The organism is Brachybacterium sp. HMSC06H03, from assembly GCF_001807385.1.
In the GTDB taxonomy this organism is placed as follows: Bacteria; Actinomycetota; Actinomycetes; order Actinomycetales; family Dermabacteraceae; genus Brachybacterium; species Brachybacterium conglomeratum.
On the sequence record NZ_KV788881.1, the window covers coordinates 12,975 to 13,866 of the forward strand.

The window sequence follows — 892 nt, forward strand, 5'->3', positions numbered from 1 at the left end:
GGCCCCGACGGCACGGTGGAGCCCGCCGATGCCGAACCGACCGCGGCGGATGCCGATCCGACCACCGACGCCGCCGAGGGAGAACGCTGATGCTGCTGGGAATCGACACCTCGGGCGCGGTGAGCGTCGCCGTCGCCCGCGGAGATCTCGCCGCACGCTCCGCCTCGTCCTCGGGAGCCGCTCCCTCGCAGGGCGATGCCGCGTCCGCGCACACCGGCCTCGACATCCTCGCCGTCCGCTCCGACACGCGCTCTCGTCACCACGACGAGGTGCTGCTCGCCCTGGTGGAGGAGACCCTGCAGGCCGCAGGAGTCACCCGCGGCGAGCTGACCGGCGTGGTCGTCGGCCGCGGCCCGGGCCCCTTCACCGGCCTGCGCGTGGGGCTCGTCTCCGCCCGCTCGATCGCCTCCGTGCTCGGCGTGCCGCTGCACGGGCTGAGCTCCCTCGACGCCCTCGCCCACGAGGCCCTCGCCGCCGTGCCCGCCGAGCGCGGCCCCGTCACCGTCGGCGTGGCGCTCGATGCGCGCCGCCGCGAGGTCTACCACGCTCGCTATCGCCGCGAGGCGGACGGCGAGATCCTCCGTATCGCGGAGCCGGCCGTGGACGCCCCCGCCGAGGTCGCCTCCGAGCTGACCGCCTGCGACCTGCTCGTCGGCTCCGGCACCGCGCTCTACCCCGAGCTGCTGCCCGCGACCGTCGAGCTCGAGCACGTCGACGCCGGGCACCTGCTGCTGGCCGCCTCCGCTCTCGCCGCCCGGGGCGAGGATCTGACGAGCACCGAGCCGATGTACCTGCGCGAGCCCGACGCCGCGAAGCCCACCGCGCGCAAGAGCGCCCTGGGGCGCTGAGGTGACGGCCGCCGACGGGGCCGACGGCCCGGCCGGGGCGGACC

At 76.7% G+C, this 892-nt stretch carries 1 protein-coding gene; it reads left to right on the plus strand.

Features of this window, described 5'->3' with window-relative positions; genetic code table 11:
* Positions 1 to 89 precede the first annotated feature (89 nt).
* Positions 90 to 848 (plus strand): tRNA (adenosine(37)-N6)-threonylcarbamoyltransferase complex dimerization subunit type 1 TsaB, encoded by a 759-nt coding sequence (tsaB, locus tag HMPREF3159_RS11760; protein ID WP_070501179.1) that lies wholly within the window; start codon positions 90 to 92, stop codon positions 846 to 848.
* Positions 849 to 892: the final 44 nt, after the last annotated feature.

Coding starts and splice junctions, on each gene's coding strand:
- tsaB (WP_070501179.1), top strand. CDS start 90: ATGCTGCTGGGAATCGACACCTCGGGCGCGGTGAGCGTCGCCGTCGCC.